Here is a 21,831-nt window from a genome sequence, read left to right as displayed (position 1 = left end):
ACTCTATCTGTTTGCTGATTCGCATAATTCTAAAGCAGAATTTTCTAACTCAGCGATAGCATTATTAATGTTGTCTAAGTCATTTCCCTGTAAAGCTTCCTTTGCGTTCTGTAATAAAATTTTCAACTTTTGCTCAATGGAAACATTTTCAACTAGATGTATGAGCTTGTTAACGTGAATTTTAGCCTCTGCAAGGGAACGAGCCTTCATATCTTCGTCAAAGTTGGTTACTGATTGATTAACCATATCTTGAATATCTTCTTCACTTAAGCCAGAGCTTGACTTTATTTCAACTGTCTGTTCGACTCCAGTAGTTTTTTCTCTTGCAGTGACAGTCAATATTCCATCAATGCTAACTGTAAATCCTATTTCAACTTTTGCAAAACCTGCAGGCAATTGTGGTATACCTTTGAGTTCAAATCGTGCTAGAGATTTATTATCTTTTATCATTTCACGTTCTCCTTGACAAACGTGAATTTTCATTGCTGTTTGCCCGTTAGCGTAAGTTGTAAACTCTTTTATTTCTGAAACTGGTAGTGGTGTATTTCTTGGTATAATTTTTTCAACTATTCCCCCCATAGTTTCTATGCCAAGTGATAAAGGCAGCACATCAAGTAGAATATTCCTATCTTTTGAGTTTGAAGTTAAATAATGAGCCTGCAAAGCTGCCCCATTGGCAACTGCTTTGTCCGGATCCACATCATTCAGCACTTTATTGCCAAAGAGTTTGATTAGTGAATTTTGCACTAATGGCACTCTAGTTGCGCCACCAACTAAAATTACCCCTTTTATATCATCGATTTTAAGATCTATATTGCTTATAGTACGAGTAACTATATTTATAGTCTTATTAACTAAAGGACTGATTGCTTGCTCGAATTCTTCTTTGGTAATTTCACATTCAAATAATTCACCATTAATATTGAATTCAAAAGTGCCAGAGGTATCTTCACTTAGGTACTCTTTTATAGCACGTATATTGCAGATACCAGTTTTAGTGTATGAATGTTGTAATTTGTAGGTAGTTGTATCAGATGGTGTCATTCCAGTGCTTGACACTGGAATCCAGCTCTTATTACGCGGTTGCAAGGTGTGCTCATTTGCAATTAAATTTTCTGGATCCCAGTGTCGGGGCACTGGGATGACATCTTTCTTGGTACAACATTCGTGCAGCTGGGTGTTAAGCATCTCTTCTGCACTTGATACCTCTTTTCTATACTTATCAAGCACGATTAAACTAAGTAGATGATCAAAATCATCACCACCAAGTTTAGTATCACCACCAACTGCAAGAACTTGAAACACTCCTTGATGTAATTTTAATATTGAAATGTCAAATGTTCCACCACCGAGGTCATAAACTGCATATATGCCACTGTTATTGTTCTTTTCAATGGAGTAAGAAAGTGCTGCAGCGGTTGGTTCATTAATGAGGCGAAGAACATCTATGCCAGCTAATTTTGCTGCATATTTGGTTGCGTTACGTGCTGAATCGTCAAAGTAAGCTGGCACAGTAATTACTGCTTTTTTCACTTTTATCCCTGTGGATTTTTTTACCCTCTCGCATAAAGCTTTTAATATCTCAGCAGAAATCTCAACAGGAGTAAGATACTTCTCCTCTGCGCATTTTACCCTAATAACTTTTTCACTTTCGTTATCTATTTCAAAATTAACGCCTTCTTTATGCAAGTCTTTAACACTTTTACCCATTAAGCGTTTTATAGAGCAGATAGCGTTTTCGCCAACATCGTAGCCTACTTTTAGTACATCCTTTTCATATGAAATGACAGAAGGTAATAGTTCACGACCTTGCTCATCTTTAAATATTTCTACATTGCCAGCTTTATTCACCATGGCAATTAAAGAGTTAGTAGTTCCAAGATCTATACCAAAAACTACCTCATTTGAACTTGGTTCAGAAATTTGAACTGGCTGCATTTTCCTTCATCTCCTCAAATGACTTATATAAATATCTCAATCTAAAAACTTGCGTAGCAGCTTCATCAAAATTTTTTGTAGCAAAAGCATTAATTAGGTTTTTAGTACAATCTTTTACCTTTTCATCAATCATCCTACTTGCAAATTGTAAATCATCGCAGTCTAGAAAGTATTCTCTTATTTCCATTGATTCATTTAATATTTCAGGATCAAGATGCTCTTTTTTGCTTTGTACGTCAAAAAGATCCAACAAATGTTCGGCACGCTTCAGCGGTGAATTCAGTACCTGATAAGCTTTGTTGATATTTTCCATATTTTTGGACTCTCTTTCATTTATATCAGTTTTGCTTAGCTCAATATATTTTTTCTCCAGCTCATCAAAGCTGATGTTAAAAGCCGGTTCAATTCCAAATAATGTGAAATGGTTGCTAGACATGAAAACTCTCTCCACAACCACATTTTCCTTTCTCATTAGGATTTTTGAAAATAAAACCTGATGAGAATTTTTCCTCTACATAATCCATTTCAGAGCCAAGGATAAACATGATAGATTTTGGATCGATCAGCACCTTGACTTTTTGATCATCACTGCAGCTTTCTTCAATTACCGACTCCAAAGGACGAACATCATATGCATATTCAATATCATATTTTAAACCAGAGCATCCTTTTTGCTTAATTAGAACTCTTATTCCTATTGCTTCTTCAAGGTTAGCATGCTTCTTTTTGTCCAATAAAAACCTTACCCTCTCTACTGCATTTGCAGTTAGAGTGATAGGTTTTTTAACAGAATTTACTCCTTGAAATTCACTCATATTCCTCAATGTTTTTGTTTATTTTGATAATCATGAATAGCAGCTTTTATAGCATCCTCAGCAAGTACTGAACAGTGTATCTTTACTGGCGGCAAAGACAATTCTTCTACTATTTGAGTATTCTTTATCTTTGTTACATCCTCAATAGTTTTTCCTTTGATCATTTCTGTAAGCAAAGAACTTGAAGCTATAGCAGAACCACAACCAAAAGTTTTAAATTTTGCGTCTTCAATAACACCTTTATCGTTGACCTTTATTTGCAGTTTCATTACATCTCCGCATGATGGTGCACCAACTAGACCAGTACCAACATTTGGATCATTTTTATCCAGAGAACCAACATTCCTTGGATTTTCGTAATGATCTAAAATTTTCTCATTATAACTCATAGATTACCCGTAAACCATTACTTACATTATAACATATTTAGGTTAAAAACTAAAGTAAAATACACTAGCAAGCGGTACATTTTACTCACAAAATATATGGTTACAAGTGTATTTACTTTACAAATACATATAGTGCATGTCATTCTTTATATGGTAATTTTAGAAGGAGTATTTCTTGAGTTTATTCAGTAATCTTTATCAAGGACTATTAAAAACCTCCTCTCGTTTTAGTGATGGAGTAAAAAATATTTTTTCTGGTAAAAAAAAACTAGATCAGTCGCTTTTAGATGAGCTGGAAGAGCTGCTGATTAGCATGGATATAGGTCATAAAACTTCTAGACTGCTTATTGATAAGCTCGCAAGTATCAAATTTGAATCAGAAGTTGAGCACAACGTTATCACACAGCAGTTAATGAACGAAATAGAAGCGATATTAAACCCTGTTGTGCAGCCGCTCATTTTGAATAAAAAACCACACATAATAATGGTGTGCGGAGTGAATGGTAATGGAAAAACCACAACCATAGGCAAGCTCGCATATAAATATAAGGAGATGGGAAAATCCGTTATGCTTGTTGCATGCGATACATTTAGAGCTGCTGCGAGTGAGCAATTAAATATTTGGGCAGAACGTTCTGATTGCTCTATTGTCACTGGAGAGCACGGTAGCGATTCTGCAAGTGTGGCATATAGAGCTGTAAATCAAGCGATAAAAGATAGCGTTGATGTTGTTTTGATTGATACAGCAGGAAGGCTACAAAACAATGTAAATCTCATGCAAGAGCTGTCAAAAATACATAGAACAATAAAGAAATTGGATGATACTGCTCCTCATGATGTTATTTTAGTTCTTGATGCAACTACCGGTCAAAATGCTTATAGCCAATTAGAGGCCTTTAGTAAAATGGTTGGTGTTACCGGGTTAATTGTAACAAAGCTAGATGGTACTGCAAAAGGTGGAGTAGTGATTGGGCTTGCAGAAGCTTATAAGGTGAAATTACACGCTATAGGAATTGGTGAAAGTATAGAAGACCTGAGGGAATTTACTGGCAAAGAGTTTGCTGAAGCGCTGTTTAAATGTGATTGAAGATCTCTTTAATTTTCTCATATGACTAAGCTTAATTATCATGAGAAGCCGTTTTTAGATGTTGTCATTCCAGCATGTGACGCTGGTTGCAAGTGATTATTGGGTTGGGTGAATCGTCATAGATAGCTAACGTATAAAAATCACTTCCGCATATTTTCAATCTCATTATAATTACAAATAGAGATATTTTAAGAGCTCAAAATCTATCTTTAGTCTGCAGACTTTTTAATCAAACTTATTAAAAAATGTATTCTTCAGTGTATATCTGTCGTATGTGCACTGCATTTTTTTTCTAACTCTTTTTTACACAGGAGGATTTTATGTTCAGAATTCCAGATACTTGACCTTTACTTTAGCTAAAAACCAACTGGTACCTATGGTTTTAGAAAGTGTAGGAAATAGAAACGTTTCTGTTTTTTGAGTAATTAAAAACCACTTCAGCTTGTCACTCATGCCTAAAAAGTTATTATATTAATGTAATATTGATACTTGTATACCAACATAAATATATTTTAAAAATTTAAGGAGTATATTATGACAATGTCTACCACAAATTAGTGAGAAATTAGCAGCTAGCGCAAAAAGTCTCTATGATGAGAGCGAAAAATTATTGCTTATGGCAGAGGAAATACACAATCAAGATTTAATGTATCTTTAATAACAAAAAAAAAGATATTCTACATCTTCTTTTTTTTATGCGATAATTAGCTACTTATTTTCGTATTCGTTCAGACAAGGTAGTTATGAGTAAAAACAGCAAATGGTCAGTGCGTGAAACTGGAATCCAGCTAAACACTTTACAATGTTTTTGATGACGAAAAGACTGGATGCCAGTGTCTGGGCACTGGCATGACAGGAGTGTGAGATAAGGCTACATACATACTCCAACAGGTATGATGGTGTCATTCCAGTGCTTGACACTGGAATCCAGAAAAAAAGAAGCCTATGTCAGCTACTTGAATGACATTATGGAAGACATCCTTCTCGCAAGCAAAATGTTCATGCAGATAATATTTAACTGTGATTGAAGATCTCTTTTAACTCTTTTATATGACCAAGCTTAATTATCTCAATATCATGAGAAGAATAATTGCCATTTTTAGGCATAATCGCTTTTTTAAATCCTAATTTTTGTGCTTCCCTTAGCCTGAGATCAGCATGCGAAACATTCCTAATTTCTCCTGAAAGTGCAACTTCACCGCAGATTATTGAAGAAGTTGGTAGCGGTAAATTTACTAAACTTGAAATAAGGGAAGCAGCAACAGCAAGATCAGCTGATGGTTCCTGTATTTTGAGTCCTCCTGCAATGTTTAGGTATACTTCTTTATCATGCAAAAACATTTTACAACGAGCACTTAGAACCGCGATTATCATAGCTAATCTATTAATATCCCAACCAACTACTGCTCTTCTTGGAGTTGCCATATTAGTCCTTGCTATTAATGCTTGCACTTCCATTAAGATTGGTCTTGAGCCTTCAACTCCTGCAAATACGGCGCTGCCAACTACTTCTCTATCATGTACGGTCAAGAATAATGATGATGGATTATCAACAGGCATGAGTCCTGCTTTAGACATCTCAAAAACACCAATTTCATTTGCAGGGCCAAATCTATTTTTAATAGTACGTAAAATGCGATATTGATTACTATTTTCACCCTCAAAATATAGTACTGTATCTACCATATGCTCCAGGGTTTTAGGTCCCGCTATTTGTCCATCTTTCGTTATATGGCCAACTATTAAGAGAGAAACACCATATTGCTTTGCAAGAACAGTCAATTCATGAGCGCAGGTGCGGACTTGAGTTACAGTTCCTGGTGCTGATGTGACTTTGCTATCATACATAGTTTGTATAGAATCAATTGTCAAGAACTTAATACTTTTATTTTTCCTTATTGTTGCTACTACATCAGTTAAAGATACTGTAGATAAAAGCTTAATTTTAGATTCATTTATCTTAAGACGCTTTGCTCTGAGGCTCACTTGCTCTAAAGATTCCTCACCAGATACATAAAGACATTCAAAAGAGGAAAGTTGTACAACATTAGCTGCAATCCTAAGCAAAAGAGTAGATTTTCCAATTCCAGGTTCACCACCAATTAAAATGCTAGCACCTTGAACGATACCTCCACCAAAAACTCTATCTAACTCTTCTATTCCTGTTAAAAAACGATCGGGGGTAATAATTTCACTATCTGATAACGCTTTTATTGAAATTGGTGCAGATGTACTTCTCGTTTCTGTTTTTAGTACTATTTCTTCGACAACCGTATCCCAACTGTCACATGCAATACACCTTCCTACCCACCTTCCAGTGCTATGACCGCAGAATTGACATACGTATGCAGTTTTCATAAAAGCCAAAATTATAATTGTAATAAAAATTAGCTAAATAAGTGAAATAAATTTAAATAGAGAAAATTACCAATCACACTTTTTATCTTGTGGTTTTATTTGCAATATTGCTACTAAGCTGACTAATAAGCAAAAAATTACATAAAGCCCAGCAGCAAAGTCTATTTTAGGAAACATTATAGTAAACCAAGTGCATATCATAGGAGTAAATCCTCCATGCAAGGCAAAAGAGATGTTGCGTGATAAGCTAACACCACTAAATCTAACATTAGTAGGAAAAAGCTCAGCAGTAACTATCCCTATAGGATTAATACCCCTCTCGATTATAGAAAGAGCCATCACACTCAACATAATTATGAGGTAGCTTTTATAGTAATATGCAATAGATAACATAGGACAACATATTACCGTTGTGATCACTATAAATAAGATTGCAGTACGTTCTCTTCCTGTTTTATCAGCTAAAATTCCAAGCACTATTGAAGATATCGGCATTAATATACTGGTTATAATGAGTACAACTTCGTTGACATACGTTGTGACATAAGTCTCAACCGACACTATTTCTTTTGCAATTGTTCTAAGAAATATGGTAAATCCAACAGCAACATTAACAGGTACAGATATTAAAATGGCAAGTATCAGGGCTCTCTTATAGCGTTTTATAAGCTCTATTATTGGTAAATTAGGTGAATTTCTTTGTTCTCGATTTTTTTCATACACTGGAGTTTCTCCTAGTGTATATATACTATATGCGCTTATTAATCCTAAAATGGCTGAAAAAATAAACGGCAGCCTCCAACCCCAAGCGTTAAAATCAGTGGTTTTTTTACAAATGATCACTGCAACCACAGAGAGCAATATGCCAATGGAGCGACCAAAACTTATTATTCCAAAAAACATTCCTAGTTTTTTCTTATTAGGTAAATGCTCTATGAGATAAACAGAGCTACCTCCTTGCTCAGCGCCAAGTGCAACCCCTTGTATCAGATGGATTGTAAGAAGCAACATAGTAGAGATTATCCCTATTTTGCTATAACTTGGAATAAACGCAACGAGACTAGAAGGAATCGATATTAGCAAGATAGCAATCGTTAACGCCATTCTCCTTCCATACCTATCACCAATGTGACCAAATACAGATGCACCAAGTGGTCTTACCATTGCACCCAGTCCTGCAATTCCAAACAATTGCAATATGCTGTAGTAGATATCTTTTGCATAACAAAATTCTCTACTAATTATATTAACCAGATCAATAAAGAGCATATGGTCATACCATATTGCGATTCTACAGAGTATTGTTGCAATCAATACTCTTGTTTGTTGATTGTACACTTAGTTTAATTTATAAATGTCTACTTATTTTTATTTTGGCTGCTTTTTAGAACTTTGCAACTCAAGCGTATGGCTTATATGTAAATATTATTAAAATTGGAACTTGCATAATCAGCCAGTCTGGGATCAAATAAGAAAATCTGGTCATGCGCTGGAATGACATGGTGGAATGTCCTTCTTATCATTCCAGTACTCCTTTTCTTGTCATCCCAGTGCTCCGACACTGGGATCCAGTTAAATTTACGAGTATAAAAGTAATCAACGTTTCTGATGATGGAAAAATGGATCCCAGTGTCGGAGCACTGGGATGACACCTCTCTTAAATTACTTTAGCTACAAATATCAAGAAATTTACCAAGTAGAAAAAAGACAAAAGAAACCCCCTATTAGCTAGTTGTGACTCCTGAAAATTGGCCTGTCTTAAACAGCCCGTTTCAGCTTATATGGTTAAAAAACTGGAAGTTTTGTAAAGAAATAAGATGCACATAGTGCAAAAAATTAAAAATAAGACGACAACTGCGTTATGCTTTTGTCATTTAATCTGCACAGACGAAGATAAATAGTATAGCGTTATCCTTATGGTAAGGGAGTTGGGAAAATTTGTAAAGTAGGCTCTTTCATTAGGTTTTTTGCTAACATTAAAACAATTACTTAGAAAAATTGGAAAGACCATTAAAATATTTTTTTACTTTTTATTCTATATATTTCAACATATTACCTTTAAGTACTAATAATTATGGCATTATTGATAGTTGAGTCGCCAGCAAAGGCAAAGACGATAGGTAAATATTTGAGTAAAGAATTCAAAGTGGCTGCATCCTTTGGCCACGTCAGAGATCTACCAGCGAAGAATGGTTCTGTTGATCCTGATAATGACTTTGCCATGAAGTATGAGATTATTGAAAAAGCAGAAAAGTATGTAAAAGAGTTAGTCAAGGAAGCTAGTAAAACATCAGATATATACCTTGCAACAGATCCAGACAGAGAAGGAGAAGCAATAGCTTGGAATGTGATAGAGGCACTAAAGGAAAGAAAAGCAATCAATGATGAAAGCAACATTCATAGAGTAGTCTTTAACGAAATAACAAAAAGAGCAGTGCAAGAAGCTATAAAAAATCCACGTGAAATTAATATGGACTTAGTGCGTGCACAACAAGCACGCAGAGCTTTGGATTATCTAGTTGGATTTAGCTTATCACCGCTGCTGTGGACAAAATTGTCGGGAAGCAAATCTGCAGGGCGAGTGCAGTCTGTTGCATTAAAGCTTATATGCGAACGAGAAAATGAAATCAGTAAGTTTATAACACAGGAGTATTGGAGCATAAAGGCAGAAATGCAAAATAGCAAAGATGAGGCTTTTTTTGCTATGCTAAGCCACTATGACAATAAAAAGCTAGAAAAATTTGATATTAAGAATGAAGAAGAGGCAAAGAACTTAGTCAGGGAGATCGAGTCAAGGCAGTATGCTGTAAGCACAGTAGAACGCAAGCAAGTTAAGAGAAACCCTCTTCCTCCATTTATCACCTCAAGTCTTCAGCAAGATGCAGTGAATAAACTGTATTTTAATGTGAAAAATGTTATGCGAGTAGCGCAAAATTTATATGAAGGTATCAATATTGGTGGTGAAACCGTAGGATTGATAACTTACATGCGTACAGATGGGTTTCATATTGCAGATGAGGCTATAAACTCAATCAGGGGATCAATTAAGTCATTATATGGTGATAAATATTTACCGCAGTCTCCTCGTAAATATGTAAAAAAGGTCAAAAATGCTCAAGAAGCACATGAAGCAATCCGGCCAACTGATATTAATAGAACGCCGGGTAGTATTAAGGATTACTTAACGCCAGAGCAATTTAAATTGTATGATTTAATCTGGAAAAGAACCATTGCAAGTCAAATGGAATCGGCGATTCTTGATCAAGTGGTAGTTGAAATTAGTTCTATTGACCAGAAAGTGATTCTGCGAGCAAGTGGATCAAGTATATTCTTTGATGGTTTTTATAAAGTCTATCAAGATAACATGGAAGCCGAAAATGAAGGCCTGCTACCTGCCATGAAGGAAGAGGAAGCGTGCAAGTTGATTTCTGTTGATCCGAAACAGCATTTTACTCAACCGCCACCTCGTTATAGTGAAGCGAGTATAGTAAAAAAAATGGAAGAAGTCGGTATAGGTCGCCCATCAACTTATGCAACAATTATTTCGGTATTACAAGATCGTGAATATGTTTCATTGGATAACAAAAGATTTATTCCAAGCAGCCGCGGTAAGATCGTGACTATATTTTTGGAAACTTTTTTTCAGCGTTGTGTAGAGTATGACTTTACAGCACAAATGGAAGAAAGGCTTGATTCAATCTCAAATGGACATGCAGATTGGAAAAAAGAACTAGGCTATTTTTGGGTGCCATTTTTTAATCATGTAAATTCTGTTAAGCAAATGACACATGATGAGATTTTTAGTGGTATTCATGATTTGGTAGTCAATTGGTTTTGCTCAGAGGAAGGAAAGGAAGAAATAGGTAAAAAATGTCCTAATTGCTCTGGTGGTATATTGAAATTAAATTTTGGAAAAGCCGGTGTGTTTCTTGGATGTTCTAACTATCCTGCATGCAATCATACAAAAGAAATTACGGGCAGTAATGACAATTCAGAATATCCAAAAAGTTTGGGTATAGATGATGTGACAGGCCAAGAGGTACTGATCAAAAAAGGTCCTTTTGGACTTTATCTGGAGTTTAATAGTGAGTCAAAAAAGAAAAAAAAGATTTCTGTACCAAAAGATATAAATGTTAATGATATTGATCTCAATACCGCCACTCGATTACTTTCCCTGCCGAAAATAATCGGAGAGCACCCTGAAACTGGAAAGGAAGTAAAAATAGGTCTTGGACGATTTGGGTACTATATTCTCTATGATGGTCGATACTTTTCTCTTAAAAAAAGCTCTAAGGAGGTACTAGACACACAATTAAACGAAGCTATACAAATTATTGAGAGCAGCCCACGCAAAGAGCTAAAATCTCTTGGTTTTAATGAAAAGGGAAAAGAAGTTTTTATCTGCAACGGTAGGTACGGATTCTATATAAAATGCGGTAAAACAAACGTTGCTTTGGGCAAGAATGCAGATATTGAAAGTATAGATCTGAAGAAGGCTTTAGAGTTAATTAAGAATAAAAAGTAGACTTCTTGCATAACCATTCTTTATATGTTCTTTATTGTTGTTTCAGCGCTACACGTTGGAACTGAGAAAAAAAGAGCCTGAATTACAAGAAAGAAAATATTCAGATAACGAGAAAGTTGTCATCTGGTTAGCAGCTACAGTCGTGTGACGCAGACGTGCTAACAGGAAAATAGTCTCTATCAGAGTTAAGCTTTGCTGGCAAAATGAAAAGTAAGACCAGCTTCTATACCGTGTGTGTGAAAAAAGCTATTCTGTATGGCAGCAGTTACTTTATTCTCACCTATTTGTTTATTCATTTTTTTTGTTTTAGCATTCAACTTTAAAGTTTCCGGTTTGTATTCACTGCTACCAATAACACCAAAACCTCTATATCCAATATGCATATTTACATCTTCATTTATATGATAATCAAAGCCAGCCTTTAATTGACCTGCAGGTCTTATTGACGATTCTTCAAACATTGTCATTCTTGTTGCACCAACTCCAATACCAACGTAAGGAGAAAAAGAGAAACTATCATTTTTCCAATGATGATAAACATTTGCCATTACAGATATGTTATCAATTTTGCCATGATTAATCGTAACACCATATTTATTGTTTTCTTTTTCATACTTAATATTCATCTGAGTGTTTGCTAAACCAATATTATTCACTTTTATAGAAGAATATATTCCTTCTAATTCGGCTCTATAACTATTATTACCCAATTCTCCTGTGTAACCAAATGCTATATTTGCAGCAAAAGGTGGACTATAATCTGCTTTATACTCACTTATTGGCTGAGGTTCTGTTCTTTCAGTGTTTCTGTCATTTATAAATACCCTATTATCATCTGTAGCATCCTTATCTCCAATTTTTGCTTTCAACTTACCCAAGTTCAAATATTGACCGTAATATCCACCACCAAAGTAAAATCCTTCTGTTTCACTTGCAAAAGATTGTTGTGACAACAATAAAGCAAGTGCTGTAACTGCTAATGTTTTTTTACTCATCATGACTATTCCTCTAGTTAAAATAGCTAATCTAGTACTAATTAATTAAAAATGATTTAATATGAAAAAACTAATTATTTTCTAAGCTAAAAAATAGGTAAAATTAACCTCTATCCTCGATTTTATTGCCGTCTAGTTTGTCCTCATCTTCAAATTCATCATCATCGTCAAATTCATCCTTACTATCTTCATCATCAAACCCATCATCTTCTTCCTCATCATCAAAACCATCACCACCTTCAAACTTATCATCAATATCCTCGTCTTCAAATCCATCTTCAATCTCTGGCTCATCATATATTGCATCTTCAGTTTTAGCTTCAACAGGATAATCAGCAGCTTCAATAGCATTACTCTTTTCTTCATTACTAATCTTATCTTTGTTAGCAGCAGAAAAGACCTTGTTTGGATCATATGGCTCTTGTGTAGGCACACGTGTTGGTTTAATCAGCCTTCTTGTGAATGTGCTATCACTATAGTACAAAATTTTCTTTGACTTAATTGGATAAGTCGATTCTATCAAAATTATCTGATCATCACGTGGCAGCATAATAATTTCTTGAGGTAAGAGCAATGCTCTCTGTATTTCAGAGATATGCAATGATCTTGATGCAGGATTCAAGTCTAAAAATTTAGGTTTGTTTAATGATTCTTGTTGTACAGTTTTGTTTCCTATAAGCTGAGATATCAAATTAGCCGTTTCAATATTATTGGCTGCAAAAGTTATTCTATAGGTTGAGTTTGATAAAAAGGAGTTCATTCCTGCTTCTTCATATATTCCTTTAAGCTGTTCAGTATCTTGAACAATTAAAAATAACCTTACTCGATAGCCACGAAAGTATGCGATGCCCGTTTGAAATTGCTCCATTTTTCCAAGTGTTGGAAACTCATCCATTAAAAATAATACGCCGTAAGGCTCGTCATCCGATGGCAATTTTCTACATAAAAACTCAGTTGCCTGTTGGTAAAAAACCTGCATTAAAGGCCTGAGCCTAGTTAAGTTATCAGGAGTTAAACCAACATAAACTGTAGTTTTCTTCCTTTTAAAATCCAAAACATTAAAATCACTTGATGCAGTTGCAGTATCGATCAATGGGTTTGCCCACAATTCAAGCGACGAGTTCATAGTTGACACAACACCTGATCTTTCTTTGTCAGCCTTTTGCAAAAAAGCTGCAATGTTCATATACGCTACCGGATGTATTATTTTACCCATTGTGTCCAAAACTACAGCAAGATTGTAAACTACGTCATCGCTACGCATCGTACGCACAACCTCACCAAAAGATTTAACTTTCTCTGGTGCAGCAAGTAAATATAGTACCACCCCAACAAATAAGCTTCTTGCTTCGTTTTGCCAAAAATCTTGTTCAGGCATGATGAGGCTAGCTATTTTTTGCACATCGTCAACCATCTGTCCAGGTTTTTCACTAATCCATTCCAGTGGATTATAACAATGGCTTACCCCATCTGGCTGCGCTGGGTTCCATACATATACTTTTTGTCCTTGTCGCTCTCGCCAACCACTTGTTATTTCATAGTTTTCTAATTTTATATCATGCACAATTACCGAATCATTCCAAAATAACAAATTAGGAATTACAAAACCAACACCTTTACCAGAGCCTGTAGGTGCAAAGAGCAATGCATGCTGAAACCCATCAGCAATAAAATATCCTCTCTTATCTTTACCAAGCAATAGACCTTTTTTGCTTCTTAATCCCGCTTTTCGTATGTCTTTCTCTGATGCCCACTGTGAATCTCCATGAAGTGATTCTTTCTTTTTAAATGGCCGCCACTCAATTAGTCTTTCTCTCACATTCCACAAAATAATCATCAAAACAATTTGAGGCAGTACAGAAGATACAACTAATTTAATTTTGAGCTCAAAGCTATATAGCTCTGGATGATGCCAACAATATTGTATATGATCAAAAATTGTAGGCCAGAGAGCTTGAGGAAAAGGTGTCAAGCTAGGATTAATTGCTCTAAAATCTACACCATCTGGACCGTCAACAAACAGGTAGAATAATATACCAGACAAATAGAAACAAAATTCAAGTATGCTAAAAGATACTACACCTCCTATGAGAATATTGCGTAGATGATTTCCATTACTCATAAACTACTTTTTCTTAACTTACGTATAAATTTAAGTATTTTCATTTGAAGATCTAGTAAATAATACCTCAGAAATGATTCTTCTACCCCCACAAATTCTTTTTAGTTGAATAACAATATCAATTACATTTCTAATGTATGGTATGATCTGATCTGGGGGAATGCCAAGATTTGCTTGCATAACCATAAGTTTTATTTGCTCAAGAGCCATTGCCGGACTATCCGCATGAAGAGTTGATATTGACCCTGGGTGGCCAGTGTTTATTGCTCTAAGAAAACTAAAAGCTTCTGCTCCACGTAATTCACCAACTATTATCCTATCTGGTCTTAAACGTAAACATGCCTCTATCAAATCTTGAGTAGTCACTTTTGCCCTGCCTTGCCCTCCTTTAGAAGCAATTAAATGGACTTTATTGGGATGATCATTCAAAACTATCTCTCTTGCATCTTCAACAGTAATAATTCTTTCTTCAGATGGAATAGCACGCAAAGTAGCATTAGTAAAAGTGGTTTTACCAGTGGAAGTTCCACCACTAATTATAATATTTTTCTTATTTATTACAGCATATTCTAAAAACTCTTTTATTTTCTTTTGTTTCAGTAGCAAATCTAGGTGACGATCTACTGGATTATCGGTCACTCCTATAACAGTTTCAGAAAAAGCCCCCATTTTTTCATAATCATCCAATGCCAATTGCATAGAAGAAGGTTTACGAATTGAAATGACTACTTTATCAGGCTCACATGCTGGAGGAAACACTATCTGTATACGATAACCATTTGGTAATGTAGCTGAAAGCAGCGGTGTCTCTTCGCTCAGTTTTTGTTCTGTAGCTTGAGCAATCAACCTGCTAAGAGATTTTAAATGATTAAGATCAAATATTTCTAACTTTTCGCATCTTATTTCACCGCGATTTTCAATCCATACTTCCTTCGGTTTATTTATTGATATTTCATTTACACCTTCTTCTTGAAATATCCCTTGTAATGGCTCCAAGTATGTATCAAGTGCAGCATAGTTCATTTCAGTTATTTAATATTGACTGTGGAGGAAATACTATATCTTGGTTAACAAATACTTTCAATGCAGTTCCTTGATTAACATAAATAGTTGGTTTTTTATCTACACTCCTATCAACTATATCTCGCATGTCTTTGGAAAAATCATTAATTGATTTTTCAATTGCGCTTTCATAAACAGACTTACTATTTTTCTGAATTTGCTTTAATAATGCCTTCACATCTTCTAAAGTAATAGGGATATCCTCTTCAGTAACTTTTTGACCTGCAAGTGCTGTGCTTAGAACCTTCGCGACCTCTTCTTTCATGATCTCAAATAAATTTTGCTCGCTAGAAGCATTTTGAATTCTACTAATAGCTCTAGAACCTAATTTCCATTCTTCTTTTTTAACGGCTTTAATTGCTGTTTTAATATCACCTTCCCCCAATCCACTTACAATAACTTCTTTGAAAGAGAAAATATCTATTTCAGTTGCAGTAATAGACTTCACTGCATCCATGGCAGTTAGCGCATCGATAAAATTAGAGGCTTTTTGTCCTACAACAGCTGAACCAATCGAAACACCAGCAAGTGCCACTGAAGAGAATAATGCACTTACTATTTTATTATCAACTATTCCAGCTATCCCTGCCCTTCCAAGCTCATCGGTACCAGATGATGAAATAGCAACATCTATACCATGAGGAAGAGTGATCCTATTCCAATTTATGTTCACTCGGGCTTTTACAACATTTGAGTCGAATGAATAATCACCTATTAACCTTGAGCCTTTTGGTATTAAAATTGTATCACCAGTTTCTGCATAAACGTCTCTACTAACAATAGCACGGAGCATTCCTTGTAAGTCAGAACTTATTGCAGTTTCAAGAATAGCGTCAATAACTTTACCTTGAATAATCATTAAACCAAGCTTTCCAGCTTTGGTAGCTTTGCTCGACTGTGCTGAGGTATTGGATAAAACAGCATCTGCAGCTTTATCTTTCCCGCTACTACCTGAAATTGCTAACATTTGTGCACTACGCCTTTCTTTAGGATAACCTCCGCTTCCTATTGTAGGAAATGAAGTAGGCAAATTGCTAATAACATTACCAGAAGGAAAATTTTGCTTTGGTAGAACAGGTATATTTGACAAGGGAGTTTCTTTTAGTTGCTCTTCTTTTTTTGTCACTTCCTCTTTTTTGATTTGTTTTACTTCTGGTATGACTTGTGGAATAGGAAGAGGAGGTAAGGGTGGCAAGAGATCAGTTACTATTCTTTCGGAAACTATTGCATTATCTGGAACTTGTTCTAACTTTCCTTTCAATTCTTGAATGTTTTGCTTTGTTTCCTCTTTTTTAACAATCTCTGGACCCTCTTTATTAGAAGGACTAAAATAAAGATAGTACACTCCACCAACTAAGAGCGCTACCATAACTATCATCAATGCCTTATAACCTTGATTAGAGCCAACTGTTACTACCTTGCTTTCTATCTCTGATTCATCTTCTACACTATTATGCCTTTCTTTACTCATATTATATGTACCACAACTAAAGTGACCTATTTATAACTTCAACTTCACTACCTTCATAACGCATTAATAGCTTTTTATGTACTCCTTTTATTACAACATAATCATCAAATAACAGCCTTTTACAGGGTTTATCATTCTCTTCTATAAAAACCTGAGGAATTTTATTACTATTTCTAAACTTTAAATAGGTTAAATAACCATCATCGAATAACTCAATTGGAACTATATCTACGTTACCACCTTCATCAATATATGTATAGTTGTACCTCGTATTATTTTCTTGTATTACTTTTTCTGGCTTTTCTGTAATGTATTGCATTTGAGTAGGTAAAGAAACCTCATCTAAATCAACATCAAATTCATCTTCTTCTTGAGGATAATAAAAACGTATTACGTAAGATATATCCTTTTCAACGGAATAATCATGATCCACTTTTTTAGCATCAGCATCTGGGTATTTATCGTAATTTGGTCTTGAAATTAGATCAAAAATGTAATTTCTCTTTTTAGTTGTCGTAATAATCATGTTAGTGCGACTACTGACTTCAAATGGCATGACAAGCAGTTTATTATCATAAGGATTAATTTTCCAACTTGATGCATCACCAACAGCAATATTTTTGACTTTTTCCCCTTCTGCAAACTCAATATAAGAATAGTAACCTTGACTAAAAATTACTGTAAACACCTCATTAGGGCTATATACAAAAGTCTTTATTCTACTATCTACAGAAATAGGTTTATTATTAATAGATGCATTTAAGTTGCCACTTATTAGTAAAGCTAAAACTAACAATATCCTACACATATTCATCATCTACTCTATATGAAATAACTTGAAACCCTAACGGGTTAATATATCTTTGCTGATCATTCATTTCAAGCGATGCATATTTATACGACATCACAACTATCTTATTTTTCCTTGAGGAATTTCCATCTTTTCGTGTAAATTCTATAGAAAATCTCACTTGAAGAGCATCGTTACCTAATTTTTGAATTGAACGAATTTTCAACTCACCTTTAGCATCTGAATATAAATTAAAAAGGTCATTCATATTCTGCGATTTTATATAATTGCTAAATTCACTATATACACTAGGAGAAGAAAATAACCTTACTTTTGTATAATAATTATAATTATAATTATATGGGTCAAAAACCTCCCTTGCTTTTATATACTCTGAAATAAAATAATCGTTCAGCGTTTCATTTGCAGAATATTGTTTTACTGTAACAGGATCAACCAATTGCACTATTCCTGACTTTTTGTCAATTTCTATAACGAATGGCTCAATAGTGCTACTTGTGCTAATTTTAAATATAGCTAATATGCTTATAGAAATTGCAACTAGTAATATTAATATAAATAAAAGTAAAGTATTTCTCTGAGCAACAACTGTGCTATAGCGACTTGAATTCCAATTTATATCCTTATCCAATGACTCATTACTTTTTTCTTGTTTTAAAAATTTCAGCATCTCAATATTCTTAAAAATCTTAACTTATATTAATTAACATAGCAAGCTAACAAAGTAGTTATAACAAAAAAGCTAACAAACCCTTAATCCATGGCCTAACTTGCCAAATTTTGTTTCCATATATGAATCATTATATTCATTGCGTTCCATAATAAGTGGTATACACTTTGTAACTTCTATACCGTTATTTTTCAACTCTGATAACTTTCTACCATTGTTTGTAAGTAATTGTATTTTTTTAATGTTCAATTTCTTAAGTATTTTAGCTGCAACAGCAAAGCTCCTTTCATCATCTTCAAAACCCAATACTCTATTTGCATCAACAGTATCAAGATTATATTTTCTTTGCATACTGTATGCTCTTAACTTATTAGTTAAACCAATGCCTCTCCCATCTTGCATCAAGTATAATATAATGCCATTCCCAAAGTCGGTCATTATTTGAATCGCTTGATGTAACTGGCTTCTGCAATCACATGATAAGCTGTCTAATAAGTCTCCTGTATAGCATGAAGAATGAATTCTCACTAATGGCTCATTATCTTTATCTGGATTGCCAATGATAATTGCATAATGTTCTCTTCCGCCACTTTTAGTTCTATAAGATATGATATCTACTTCTTGAGTCTGCTTTAAAAATAATGATGTTTTGCAAACTTCATACACACTATGATTTCGTTGAAAATCATTCACAAGTAACGTATTTAGTGCAATAATGTCATTTTCTTCACACCAATTTTGCATTTCATGTTTATTCTCAAACGTCATATCAGCCACTAATGCGTATGGCAATAACTCTGAGAACTTAAGCAAGGCAACAGCATACGCATCTATTGTCTTTGAGCATTGCAATTCTTTTATGCTATCTTCCTTTGAACAATTTATTAAATGGAGCAGTTCATCAAAATTGCTTATCAATAGACGTTTGCTACTATGTTCTTTACTCTGACATATGTATTTTACCTTACTTGCAGTCACAGTAACATACACATTACCTGATATAAGCTTATATTGACTAAATAAATTTTTTTCTAAAGTTTCAGCAGCAGCAAGCAATAGATAGTTATTTTCATCATCATATATTAAAATTGGAAGACCACGCCTGACTTCACTGATGGCCCTTTCTACTTTATTTCTACTTTGATTTCCTATAAACATTTCACCTACACCAAACAACTTGGTGCGGTCGAGAAGACTTGAACTTCCAAGGCTTTGTGAGCCACAGCGACCTCAACGCTGCGTGTCTACCAATTCCACCACGACCGCACTTTATTCTAGTTTCTATATAATTACTTTAAATTACTTAATCATTTTAGGATTTTTCATCTAAAGTGTCAATCTGATACTAGGATAATTTAGGAAATGCCTGTATAATTTAACTATGAATTTTATGGTTACAAACTTTAATCATTTAAGATAATCTTAATACTAATTCTTAATTTAGGTCTTTATACAAATGAAAGTAGCTAATATCTTCATTTTTTTAATTCTATCTCTTGCAATTAGCTTTCACTCCACTCATGTACAAATATTGTACACATGGTCTCAAATCATTCCAGAAAATAAATTAAGCATACGTGCGATTATAGACAATAACATGTGTCCCATTGCTTACGTCGATAATAAGGAAGTAGAAATGCTAAGTCGCAGCTCAATTAACAATACCGAAACAGTTTGTGAACTGATAGTAGAAACAAATGCTCAAAACATTAGTATTGACAATATAAAAGTTCCCGTATTAGCGAAAAAGATCAGCAAAATTGCCTTCATTGGCGATACAGGATGTAGAATAAATATGTTATTTCAGCAAGAATGTAATTCTGTAGATAGCTGGCCTTTGAAAAAAAATTTAGATTCAATCGCTTTTCATAAACCAGATTTAATTATCCATGTTGGTGATTATCATTATAGACAAACAAAATGTAGAAACACAAAAAAGTGCGGCGATATTTATGGATATAGCAAAGAAGCTTGGTACGCTGATTGGTTTGAGCCTGCAAAAGATATTTTAACACAATCTCCTTTTCTTTTTGTTCGTGGAAATCATGAGAGTTGTAATAGAGCTTATGAAGGATGGTTCAGATATTTAGATTCATACCCCTTTTTCCCTCAAAAATGTGAAGATCTTATTTCCAGTTGGTTCTTAGATACTGGGCCGATGAAGTTTTTTATCTTCGACTCTTCATCCGGTGAGGAAGTTTTTACAACCCAAAGCACAGTTGATGCTTTTGAGAGGCAGTTTGATAAATTGATACAAGATAAGCCCACGTGGTTTTTGACTCATAAACCACTTTGGAGATCTCCAAAAAAAGAATTTTTGACATTAAAAAGCCATGGTAATCTTACACAAATTGAAGCTTTTGGAGATAAATTTCCAAGCAATGTTACTACCATAGTTTCTGGCCACATTCATATAGCCCAGATTTTATTAATGGATAATGTTCCAGATCAGATTATAGTTGGAAACGGCGGTGCATTATTACACGCTCAAGATCAAGAACCTGTTTATCAAAACGTAGAATTTAACTATCCAAATAGTAGAAATTACTTAGCACACGAAGTTAGAAACTTTTTCGGCTTTGGCTTTGCAATATTAGGTTTAGACGATCACAAATTTACTTTCTATAACCAAGATAATAAGGAAATGTATTCTGCAAACCTAACGAAAGACTTTAAACTTAAAACAAATTAAAATTAGGACTATTTAAGGACGCAGAAAAAACGTGCTGAGCTTAAAAAACTCATAGCAACAAAAAACACTGAAATTCTTGTATATATCGACTAATCTGGAATTGATAACACAAAAGTCAGCGTATTAGTATGATTGCAGCTTTGAATAAGGGAAAAATTATGGCGCCTATGATTTTTGAAGGCTACTGCGATACAGACGTTTTTAATAGCTAGTTCAAACTTTTTGCTGGGTGATTTTGGATAATGCAACTTTTCATAGAAAAATAAGTTGATTTGTTAAAAGTGTCAGTGCTGAAGTTACATATCTGCCTCCATATTCTCCTGATTTTAATCAAACCATTGGTTTGTTATAAAAAATTGAGCCAGAAAGAATATCCAGCTATTCTAACTATTAGAAAAAGAGCTATATATGAGCATGTTTTAGTACAGACATTTTTTATAACTAGGCGAATGCAATCAGTTTTAGCGGCTTGAAAGGCTATCAATTAATAAAGAAATGGTGCGACCTGAAAGTCTTCGGTCATATTGTTTAAAAGGAGAGGAATTCCTCCAGAAAGAAACTGAAAGGATTCTAAAACTTATTAAACCAGATGTTTTGCCATCTGAGTCTACGCATCAGTGCGAATCGGGCAACCGGTTGGTGCCAAGCGATGCGGACAATGAACCTCCTCTTGAAAAAGAAGATGCTCAATCGTGAGAGGAGCATAAACTACAAGCATCATGTGGTTGGAGAGCTAGGCTAGTGGTATGGTGAACGTAAGTGAAACTTCAAAGTATCGTAATTATGAAGGAGCTAAAGATGCTGATAAGCTCTAACCAAAAAGGTAATGTGGATAAGTTACATTTCTCATTTCTAGATGTACGCAAATAATAACTCCACCGGTATAGAGAAGTCAC

Annotated in this window: 17 protein-coding genes, 1 tRNA gene and 1 pseudogene; 5 read left to right on the top strand and 14 right to left on the bottom strand. The window is 34.5% G+C overall.

Going from position 1 to position 21,831, the window contains the following annotated elements:
* Positions 1–3 precede the first annotated feature (3 nt).
* Genes EJB00_RS02400 through iscU form a run of 4 tightly spaced genes read right to left on the bottom strand, consistent with a single transcriptional unit; the run spans position 4 to position 3,142 of the window.
* On the bottom strand, positions 4–1,938 hold the full coding sequence (locus EJB00_RS02400; protein WP_015588561.1) for an Hsp70 family protein: 1,935 nt from the start codon (positions 1,936–1,938) through the stop codon (positions 4–6).
* Positions 1,916–2,374, bottom strand: coding sequence for an iron-sulfur cluster co-chaperone HscB C-terminal domain-containing protein (locus tag EJB00_RS02395; protein ID WP_015588560.1), 459 nt, complete (start codon positions 2,372–2,374; stop codon positions 1,916–1,918). Before EJB00_RS02395 ends, EJB00_RS02400 begins: the two co-directional genes overlap by 23 nt.
* Entirely contained in the window at positions 2,367–2,753 is a 387-nt protein-coding gene (locus EJB00_RS02390) for a HesB/IscA family protein (RefSeq protein ID WP_006012614.1), read from the bottom strand. The genes EJB00_RS02395 and EJB00_RS02390 overlap by 8 nt, the downstream gene beginning before the upstream one ends.
* Positions 2,754–2,758: 5 nt before the next feature.
* Positions 2,759–3,142: a Fe-S cluster assembly scaffold IscU gene (iscU, locus tag EJB00_RS02385; protein WP_006012607.1), complete on the bottom strand. Its 384-nt coding sequence runs from the start codon at positions 3,140–3,142 to the stop codon at positions 2,759–2,761.
* A gap of 175 nt (positions 3,143–3,317) precedes the next feature.
* Between iscU and ftsY the strand changes: the two genes are divergently transcribed.
* A complete protein-coding gene (gene ftsY / locus EJB00_RS02380) occupies positions 3,318–4,229 on the top strand; it encodes a signal recognition particle-docking protein FtsY (RefSeq protein WP_015588559.1) in 912 nt (303 codons plus the stop codon).
* 1,014 nt (positions 4,230–5,243) lie between these two features.
* Here the strand turns inward: ftsY and radA are convergent.
* Together radA and EJB00_RS02370 are read right to left on the bottom strand one after the other, a co-directional pair.
* Positions 5,244–6,587: a DNA repair protein RadA gene (radA, locus tag EJB00_RS02375; RefSeq protein WP_135352842.1), complete on the bottom strand. Its 1,344-nt coding sequence runs from the start codon at positions 6,585–6,587 to the stop codon at positions 5,244–5,246.
* 66 nt (positions 6,588–6,653) lie between these two features.
* Positions 6,654–7,925 carry an MFS transporter gene (locus tag EJB00_RS02370; RefSeq protein WP_041581419.1) on the bottom strand — a complete coding sequence of 424 codons (1,272 nt, stop codon included), beginning with the start codon at positions 7,923–7,925 and terminating at the stop codon, positions 6,654–6,656.
* Between the two features lie 146 nt (positions 7,926–8,071).
* On the opposite strand from EJB00_RS02370, the gene EJB00_RS06120 reads away from it, so the two are divergent.
* Together EJB00_RS06120 and topA are read left to right on the top strand one after the other, a co-directional pair.
* Complete coding sequence (locus EJB00_RS06120; RefSeq protein WP_158673912.1) at positions 8,072–8,236, top strand: hypothetical protein; 165 nt, start codon at positions 8,072–8,074, stop codon at positions 8,234–8,236.
* A gap of 425 nt (positions 8,237–8,661) precedes the next feature.
* Positions 8,662–11,112: a type I DNA topoisomerase gene (topA, locus tag EJB00_RS02360; RefSeq protein ID WP_135352840.1), complete on the top strand. Its 2,451-nt coding sequence runs from the start codon at positions 8,662–8,664 to the stop codon at positions 11,110–11,112.
* A gap of 185 nt (positions 11,113–11,297) precedes the next feature.
* Here the strand turns inward: topA and EJB00_RS02355 are convergent, their stop codons facing one another.
* From EJB00_RS02355 to EJB00_RS02320, 8 genes are all read right to left on the bottom strand, one after another.
* The gene (locus EJB00_RS02355) at positions 11,298–12,110 is read right to left on the bottom strand and encodes a P44/Msp2 family outer membrane protein (RefSeq protein WP_041581418.1); all 813 of its coding nucleotides are present in this window, start codon (positions 12,108–12,110) and stop codon (positions 11,298–11,300) included.
* Positions 12,111–12,210: 100 nt separating this feature from the next.
* Complete coding sequence (locus EJB00_RS02350; protein ID WP_135352839.1) at positions 12,211–14,229, bottom strand: type IV secretory system conjugative DNA transfer family protein; 2,019 nt, start codon at positions 14,227–14,229, stop codon at positions 12,211–12,213.
* 30 nt (positions 14,230–14,259) lie between these two features.
* Positions 14,260–15,252, bottom strand: coding sequence for a P-type DNA transfer ATPase VirB11 (virB11, locus tag EJB00_RS02345; RefSeq protein WP_135352838.1), 993 nt, complete (start codon positions 15,250–15,252; stop codon positions 14,260–14,262).
* Between the two features lies 1 nt (position 15,253).
* Positions 15,254–16,762 carry a TrbI/VirB10 family protein gene (locus EJB00_RS02340; RefSeq protein WP_015588552.1) on the bottom strand — a complete coding sequence of 503 codons (1,509 nt, stop codon included), beginning with the start codon at positions 16,760–16,762 and terminating at the stop codon, positions 15,254–15,256.
* A 16-nt stretch (positions 16,763–16,778) separates the two neighbouring features.
* A complete protein-coding gene (virB9, locus tag EJB00_RS02335; protein WP_015588551.1) occupies positions 16,779–17,576 on the bottom strand; it encodes a P-type conjugative transfer protein VirB9 in 798 nt (265 codons plus the stop codon).
* Complete coding sequence (locus EJB00_RS02330; protein WP_135352837.1) at positions 17,563–18,243, bottom strand: VirB8 family type IV secretion system protein; 681 nt, start codon at positions 18,241–18,243, stop codon at positions 17,563–17,565. Before EJB00_RS02330 ends, virB9 begins: the two co-directional genes overlap by 14 nt.
* 72 nt (positions 18,244–18,315) lie before the next feature.
* Positions 18,316–19,401, bottom strand: coding sequence for a GTP cyclohydrolase II (locus EJB00_RS02325; protein WP_135352836.1), 1,086 nt, complete (start codon positions 19,399–19,401; stop codon positions 18,316–18,318).
* Positions 19,402–19,421: 20 nt separating this feature from the next.
* A tRNA-Leu gene (locus tag EJB00_RS02320) sits at positions 19,422–19,509 on the bottom strand.
* A gap of 190 nt (positions 19,510–19,699) precedes the next feature.
* Here EJB00_RS02320 and EJB00_RS02315 point away from each other — a divergent pair.
* Both EJB00_RS02315 and EJB00_RS06360 read left to right on the top strand, forming a co-directional pair.
* Complete coding sequence (locus tag EJB00_RS02315; protein WP_015588548.1) at positions 19,700–20,935, top strand: metallophosphoesterase family protein; 1,236 nt, start codon at positions 19,700–19,702, stop codon at positions 20,933–20,935.
* Between the two features lie 15 nt (positions 20,936–20,950).
* A pseudogene (locus EJB00_RS06360) lies at positions 20,951–21,292 on the top strand (transposase); the annotation flags it as partial.
* Positions 21,293–21,831: the final 539 nt, after the last annotated feature.

This window comes from Wolbachia endosymbiont of Drosophila mauritiana (genome assembly GCF_004795975.1).
GTDB lineage: Bacteria > Pseudomonadota > Alphaproteobacteria > Rickettsiales > Anaplasmataceae > Wolbachia.
This window is presented reverse-complemented; position numbering and strand designations above follow the sequence as displayed.